The sequence below is a fragment of the Aquimarina sp. I32.4 genome, from assembly GCF_002924285.1.
Taxonomy (GTDB): Bacteria; Bacteroidota; Bacteroidia; order Flavobacteriales; family Flavobacteriaceae; genus Aquimarina.
The window spans coordinates 1-6,891 of sequence record NZ_PGUB01000157.1 but is presented as its reverse complement, the minus strand read 5'-3'; the positions used below and the strand labels follow the sequence as shown (position 1 = coordinate 6,891).

At 32.5% G+C, this 6,891-nt stretch carries 7 protein-coding genes and 1 pseudogene; 6 read left to right on the top strand and 2 right to left on the bottom strand.

From position 1 onward, the window contains the following. Nucleotides 1-266 precede the first annotated feature (266 nt). Nucleotides 267-2,234 carry a right-handed parallel beta-helix repeat-containing protein gene (locus tag CVD18_RS20710; protein WP_158250527.1) on the top strand — a complete coding sequence of 656 codons (1,968 nt, stop codon included), beginning with the start codon at nt 267-269 and terminating at the stop codon, nt 2,232-2,234. Between the two features lie 84 nt (nt 2,235-2,318). On the opposite strand, the gene CVD18_RS20705 is transcribed toward CVD18_RS20710, so the two are convergent. Next, nucleotides 2,319-3,224, bottom strand: coding sequence for a LysR family transcriptional regulator (locus CVD18_RS20705; RefSeq protein WP_103867391.1), 906 nt, complete (start codon nt 3,222-3,224; stop codon nt 2,319-2,321). A gap of 92 nt (nt 3,225-3,316) precedes the next feature. Between CVD18_RS20705 and CVD18_RS20700 the strand changes: the two genes are divergently transcribed. The 5 genes from CVD18_RS20700 to CVD18_RS20680 all read left to right on the top strand — a co-directional run bounded on the left by CVD18_RS20700 (nt 3,317) and on the right by CVD18_RS20680 (nt 6,368). Then, entirely contained in the window at nt 3,317-3,946 is a 630-nt protein-coding gene (locus tag CVD18_RS20700; RefSeq protein ID WP_103867393.1) for an NAD(P)H-dependent oxidoreductase, read from the top strand. Further along, nucleotides 3,933-4,418 carry a RidA family protein gene (locus CVD18_RS20695; RefSeq protein WP_233194608.1) on the top strand — a complete coding sequence of 162 codons (486 nt, stop codon included), beginning with the start codon at nt 3,933-3,935 and terminating at the stop codon, nt 4,416-4,418. The genes CVD18_RS20700 and CVD18_RS20695 overlap by 14 nt, the downstream gene beginning before the upstream one ends. 240 nt (nt 4,419-4,658) lie before the next feature. Next, a complete protein-coding gene (locus tag CVD18_RS20690) occupies nt 4,659-5,441 on the top strand; it encodes an AraC family transcriptional regulator (protein ID WP_103867389.1) in 783 nt (260 codons plus the stop codon). Between the two features lie 91 nt (nt 5,442-5,532). Then, a complete protein-coding gene (locus CVD18_RS20685) occupies nt 5,533-6,165 on the top strand; it encodes an NAD(P)-dependent oxidoreductase (RefSeq protein WP_103867388.1) in 633 nt (210 codons plus the stop codon). An 8-nt stretch (nt 6,166-6,173) separates the two neighbouring features. Next, nucleotides 6,174-6,368, top strand: a complete 195-nt coding sequence (locus CVD18_RS20680) for a hypothetical protein (protein ID WP_103867387.1) — start codon at nt 6,174-6,176, stop codon at nt 6,366-6,368. A gap of 15 nt (nt 6,369-6,383) precedes the next feature. Here the strand turns inward: CVD18_RS20680 and CVD18_RS20675 are convergent. Next, a pseudogene (locus CVD18_RS20675) lies at nt 6,384-6,767 on the bottom strand (transposase); the annotation flags it as partial. Between the last annotated feature and the right edge of the window lie 124 nt (nt 6,768-6,891).

The window sequence follows — 6,891 nt, the reverse complement described above, 5'->3', positions numbered from 1 at the left end:
AACTGCGGGACTTCCTTTCAAAGTCAATTTCTCAAGTTCTGCCGCCAATAAAGCCTGATCTTCAATGGATAACTTACCTATTTCAACTTTTATCTTTTCTAAATCCATGAATTAAAGATACGAATAATAGAAATTATAAACTAGAGCGTTTTTAGTTTATAAAATAGCATGAATTTTTTGATTTTTTTTTATGAATAAATAAGCTTTCTGATTAAAATTTTATTAATTAGGAGATTATATTAATGATTTTAAACTTGTTACGATCTATGATTTGTTCCAAAATAAAGCATACACATTACTTATTTCTTGTTTTTATAGTATTCATTATTTCATGTAGCAAGGATAGTTTTGATGACACGACGACTGGTGATGAAGAGGGTATCATATCTGATACTCCAGAAAATAGTATCACGACTCCTTGTGATTTTGATTTATCCAACTTAACAGCAAATAGCACTATAACAATAGATTGCTTACTAGACTTAGATGGTGCAACAGTTACGCTGCCATCGAATGTGAATTTTGAGTTTGCAGGTGGAGATATTGTTAACGGAAAACTTATATTTTCTACTGGTACTATTGATGGAAGACTCCTAAGCTCTAAATTAGAAGTTGAAGGAGACGTAACATTAGCATCTCCTACATTTAAGTTTTATGCGGTGCGATGGGATATTGTAGAAGGTAGGAGTAAGGTTACTTCTGAAGTAGCATTAAAAAACACCGAAATTTTGGAAAAAGTTTTTTTCTTTACCAAAAAATTAGGAGCCTCTACTTTTAAGATTGATAAGCTTGACGCTTTTTTTGAAGTAACCAAGACTACCAGTACAGCTATCAATGCAAATTGGTACCCAACACTAGAGGCTGTGAATATTCCATCAAATTTCACCCTAGAAATGACAGATAATACCCATCTTAGAATTTTTCCTGGCGATAAACATAATAGAAATGGGGGAGCAATATTAGCCGTCAGAGATGCCGAAAATATAACAGTAACAGGAGGTAATTTATATGGCGATAGAGACCAACGTGTATTCTCACCCGATGATAATGGATTAGAAGGAAGTCACCTTTTTTATATCCATTCAGGAAGAAACATTGTAGTAGATGGTGTTAATTTTGAAGACGGTTCCTCAGGAACATTTGCGATATTTTCTTTTGGTTTTTCATATAACCCAGATTATAACCCTACAAAAAATGTGACCATTAGAAATTGTGTCATAAAAAATTCAAGAAGAATGGCTATTGCACTGGTAGATGGTAGAGATATTACTATTGAAAACAATACCTTTATAGATGCGGGACAACCTTCTGAAAATACAGATGGGGGCGAGGTTGGTTACGCTATAAATATCGAACCAGAACGTTTTAGAGATGAAAATGGAGTGCTAAAAGAACGTCAAAGAGTTTTTAATGTCTCTATAAAAGGAAATAAAGAGAGTGGTAGTAGAGGAGGGTTTCTTACATTGACCATAGGTCAAGATATTACCGTTGAGAATAATGAGATAGGTACTAGAGTGGTGTACTCACTTGTATCTGGAGTAAAGATAATTAACAATAAGTTTAAAGCTGTAGGAACAGCAACAGACAGTTGGGGCATTTTTGCAGCGGGTAGTGGAGAAACTGTTTTTAATAATGAAATAGCTCATAATACCATAGAAGGATATAGCGCAGGAATTATAGTTGGATCTTATGATGCCTATATACATGATAATGCCATAACCAATTGCGGGGCAGGAATTCAATTAAGCAAAGCAACAAAAGCAAGAATCCATAGCAATACAATTACCGTTGAAAAAAATGGAATACAAGCTACCAATACCAATAATAACGATATTGAGATACAAAACAATACCATAACATCAGCAAGTGGTTTTCTCGTTTATTTTGCTCAAATGAATAATCAAGCAGCACATGAAAACCAGAAGGTAGTTTTTGATACTAATAAATTTATCGGTTCAAGAGCAATTACTTTTTCAAATTCTAATGGTATTACATTTAGAAATAATGAAGTAGATGGCGGTCTAGAAGTAGGAAATACAAAGCATATAGATATTAGTAGTAATATCATTAGGCCAGGTGATAGAAGTGGTATTAGACTGTTTGATGCGCATCTTGATACAAAAATTACAAATAATACAATCTATCAACCTACTGGGGGCACAAGATATTCATGTATTGATAATAACTCAACAACACCAAGTGAGGTTACTACTAGCGGTAACACTTGTAATTAATAAACATATCGAAATATAAAACTGTAAAACCTAAAATGAGTGAATTTAAATAGTCGCTAATGGTTGTACTATCTTTAAACCCTTTCAATATATTTTTTCAATTTCTTGAGAAATTATCTTCTCGATTTGAGTAATTTCTTTAGTTAATCTAGAATTTTCGCGAAAAGCAAAATAAAATGTATTTTCAAGAGGAACACGTCCTTCCCACAATAATTTCACACTATTTTTTTCTAACTGTTTTGTACAAAGAAAATCTGGCACTAAAGCGAGTCCTTGACCATTACTTATACACCTAATAATTGATATAATATTTGGTACTAAAAAATTAGGTTTGAAAAGCTTTTTCTTATCAAAGTTTTGATGCCAAAAAGCCTTAGAATACTCCATTACATTATGTGAGCCATACCAAATTTGTTTTTTAAGAATTGGTTCTAATTCTGCCCATTTTTTATCTGCAATTAAATTTTCAATATTCTCAGTATCGGTGTTTTTACCAGCTATTAATTGTATTTTTTCTTTAAAAAAAGGCTTGTATGTAACCCCCTCTGAATTGACCAATTCAGGTATGATAACTAAGTCCAATATTCCTTCTGTGAGTTCTTTTATCATTTGTGGATATTCTCCAAAATGAGCTATAATATCAAACTGAAGAGTTCCAATGTTAGGCTCAAAAAAAACTTGAAAAACCTCTGAACACATACCTATGCTTAAAGTTGGTTTTTCCTCTAACCCTTTCTTTTTAAAATGTTGTTCTGCTTTTTCTAATCTATTAAGAGAATCAACAATGTAATCATAAAGTATTTGCCCTCTTTCTGTTGGTATCATTTTTCTCGAAGTTCTTTCAAACAATTTAAAACCAATGTAAGATTCTAACGAACCTATATGAAGACTTACACCAGGTTGCGATGAAAATAATATTTCTGAAGCCTTTGTTAAATTACCTTCTTCATAAACAGCTTTAAAAGTTCTATACCATTCAAGATTTACCATAACTATTATTTTTATGATACAAAGGTATGATTTGTATTATTTTTATGAGTCTTATGTATGAATTAATTTTACACTCAAATAAACTTAAAATCATGCAGAATATATTAATTATTAACGGCTGGCACTCCTTTGCCGCCTCTCAAGGAAGATTCAATAAATCATTATTTGACCTTACAAAAGCTCATTTTGAATCGACTAACGATTATTTAGTAAGAACAACAGAAATTGAGAAAGGATACAATGTAGAGGAAGAAGTTACCAAATACCTTTGGGCAGATACGATCATTTATCATACCCCCATTTGGTGGTTTTATCTACCATTCAAGTTTAAGCAATATTTGGATGAAGTACTTACAGCTGGTTATGGCGAGGATAAGGGGATGTGGATAAGTGATGGGAGAAACCAAAAAAATCCAGAGATTAATTATGGTACTGGTGGTTTGTTACACGGTAAAAACTATGTACTTACTACAAGCTGGAATGCACCTGAAGGCGCATTTAGTTTACCTGACGAATTTTTTAAAGAAATTAGTGTTGACAATGGCCCTATGTCGGGGTTTCACGGAATGAATAGATATCTCGGTTTGGAATTATTGAAATCATTAAAATTCTATGATGTAGAAAAAAATGCAGACATCAAAGCACAACTTAGGAGTTATAAAGAATTTCTTAATAAAAAATTTAAAGTAAGATTGACAAGCCTTGATTATGAAGCTCATTAATTTAAGAATTACAAGTATAGTACTCCTCTTCGTTTTCGGATCGGGATGCCAGAAGCCATTAACAAAAAATAAAACAAATTCTATGCAAATGAAAAATATTGAAATAACCCCAGACCCTTATAAACCTTACAATCTAGCCCAAGGTTATGTTGTAGGAGAAGTACTTTATATTTCAGGTCAAGCAGCCTATGGAGAAACAGGAGAACTTGTAGGTATAAATGATTTTGATGTTCAAGCAGAACAAACGTTCAAAAATTTAAAAAAGGTTCTTGAAGCTGGAGGTTCTAGTTTGAAGAACGTTGTGAAAGTGACTATATTTTTACGGGATATGGCTAATTTTAACAAAATTGTTGCTCTAAGAAAAAAATACTTTACTGCACCATACCCAGCAGATACTATTGTAGAAGTTAGTGCTCTTTATTCGCCAGAAGCTCTAATAGAAATTGAAGCAATAGCAGTTTTGACAAAATAATGAATATCGAAGTTTCAGACTAACACTTAAAAACCGTATTTTTCTGTCCTCCAGCATAGGTTGGGGGACCAAAGAGTACTCATTACATCATGATAGATCGCTGATATGACAAAAAAAGCAAAATAATGAATATCAATATGTTGGTAAATGTAAAATATAAAACTGCAAACTGTAAAATAAAAAAGTGAAAAATATTGAACACCCAATATTGAAGTTCTCAAACGATCAACCAACAGCTAAATGAAAGAAGTAGTATATAATATATCTGATGATCTAGCACCCTATGTAAACTGTGTTATGACTGGCAAAAATACCAGTGTAGATTCTCACACCAATATACCACTATATGCAGATGGATACCCTGGGATTATGTTTCAACAGGCAGAGAATGGATTTTTTATGCTTCCAAAAAAGAAAAAACTATCAGAATTGTTTTTATACGGGCAAACCATACGCCCTATCTCATTAGATGTAAAAGGTCAACACTCATATGTTGTAGTACAACTATACCCTTTTGCATCAAAGTATTTACTTGGGGTAGACCCCAGAATATTAAATGAAGATTGTTATGATTTATTGCAAATACACTATATAGCTATAGAGAACTATAGATTGCGCCTCATTAATGCACAGGATATAGAAGAACAAGTGCAAATCATTCTAGAATTGATGCTACAATTGATTCAATCAAATCAAGTCACAGATAATGATAAGATCGAGAAAGCCATATCGATCATCATTGATTGCCAAGGGCAAATAAAGATAAAAGACATCCTTGATCAGATTTATATGACCGAACGCACGTTTGAACGTAATTTTATGTCTAATGTAGGGTTGACCCCCAAGCAATTTGCAAAGATTATCCAGTTTCAAAGCTCAATCAATAAACTTACACAATCGCGATATGACTCATTATTAGACATAGGCTTAGATAGTGGGTTTTCAGACCAATCACATTTTATCAGAACCTTTAAACGCTATACAGGGCAAACGCCATCCTATTACCTTAATCAGATAAAATAACACCTTTATACCATTTTTTACTTTGTCGGTTTTGTTCAATTTTTGAGCAATCCCTTCCCATACTTTTGTTTTATAATCTTAAAAAAAAGCTATGAAAGTATTGGTATTTGGTGCTACAGGAACTATCGGGAAACATCTGCTAGAACAGTTACTTCAATCGGGATATGCAGTAACCGCATTTTGCAGAAATGCAAGCAAATTATCACAATTTGCACACGGCAATCTCACTATCGCAGAAGGAGATGTTTTGCAATTAGACACTATAAATAAAGCGATGACAGATCAAGATGTAGTAATTATAGCATTGGGATCAGGAAAAAGCCGAAAAAGTATAGTAAGATCAGAGGGAACAAAAAATATTATTACCGCTATGAAGAACAATAATATACGACGCCTCATTTGTCAAACAACCCTAGGAGCAGGAGATAGCAATGGGAATCTCAATTTTTTCTGGAAACATATTATGTTTGGGTGGTTTCTAAAAGGTGTATTTCTAGATCATGAACTACAAGAACAATATGTAAAGAATAGTAGATTAGATTGGACAATTGTAAGACCAGGATCATTTACTGATGGAAAAAAAACAGGGCGCTACCTTCACGGTTTTGAACCAAACGATACCTCTATTACCTTAAAGATTTCTAGAGCCGATGTAGCAGATTTTATAATAAAACAAATCAAAGATCAAACATATCTATATCAAACCCCAGGATTATCCTATTAATTAGCATTATGATACGTATTGAAACAATTATATTGATGATAGCCATTGTATCTACTGGGGGTATGGCTGGTATTTTCTTTACCTGGTCTAATGCTGTAAAACCTGGTATCGGTAAACTAACCGATCTAGAATACCTAAAGGCATTGCAATCTATGAACCGTGTTATTTTGAACACAACATTTAGAATCATATTTATAACCTGAGTTCGATCTAAGAATTTAGCAAAACATCGCTAATTGTGTAGTTTTTTGTGTTTCAAATTTGATAGCAGGTTTCTTTTCTTGAAAAGAATAAGCAATAAGGCTAGCCACAAGATTAGTAATGAAATTACCAAAACTTCTGTGTCTGGAATGTTCAGCTTGAGCAATATTTTTTAGTTGATCATTTATGGTTTCTATAACAGATCTTTTTCTTAGTAATATTTTATCTCTCATTGTCATTAATACATTTTTCATATTGTTTTTAATACTAGTAACTAAGTGTAATCCTTGATCAAATAATATTGAAGTTAATTCTTTAGAGATATATCCTTTATCAGCATATAAACTTCCAAATATCTTCTTCAAAAAGTTATCTTTTTTCAGAGGTGTTCTGTCATCTACATTAGTCCTACTTTGTCATCTTAGGTTTGATTGTTCTTTTCTTGGTCTCTTAGTAGTTGTTTGATGTATCTTTGATGCTGTTCAAGAATTAGATTTATAGCTAATTGCGGAGTTTCTATTTTAG

Coding starts and splice junctions, on each gene's coding strand:
- CVD18_RS20710 (WP_158250527.1), top strand. CDS start 267: ATGATTTGTTCCAAAATAAAGCATACACATTACTTATTTCTTGTTTTT.
- CVD18_RS20690 (WP_103867389.1), top strand. CDS start 4,659: ATGAAAGAAGTAGTATATAATATATCTGATGATCTAGCACCCTATGTA.
- CVD18_RS20695 (WP_233194608.1), top strand. CDS start 3,933: ATGAAGCTCATTAATTTAAGAATTACAAGTATAGTACTCCTCTTCGTT.
- CVD18_RS20685 (WP_103867388.1), top strand. CDS start 5,533: ATGAAAGTATTGGTATTTGGTGCTACAGGAACTATCGGGAAACATCTG.
- CVD18_RS20680 (WP_103867387.1), top strand. CDS start 6,174: ATGATACGTATTGAAACAATTATATTGATGATAGCCATTGTATCTACT.
- CVD18_RS20705 (WP_103867391.1), bottom strand. CDS start 3,224: ATGGTAAATCTTGAATGGTATAGAACTTTTAAAGCTGTTTATGAAGAA.
- CVD18_RS20700 (WP_103867393.1), top strand. CDS start 3,317: ATGCAGAATATATTAATTATTAACGGCTGGCACTCCTTTGCCGCCTCT.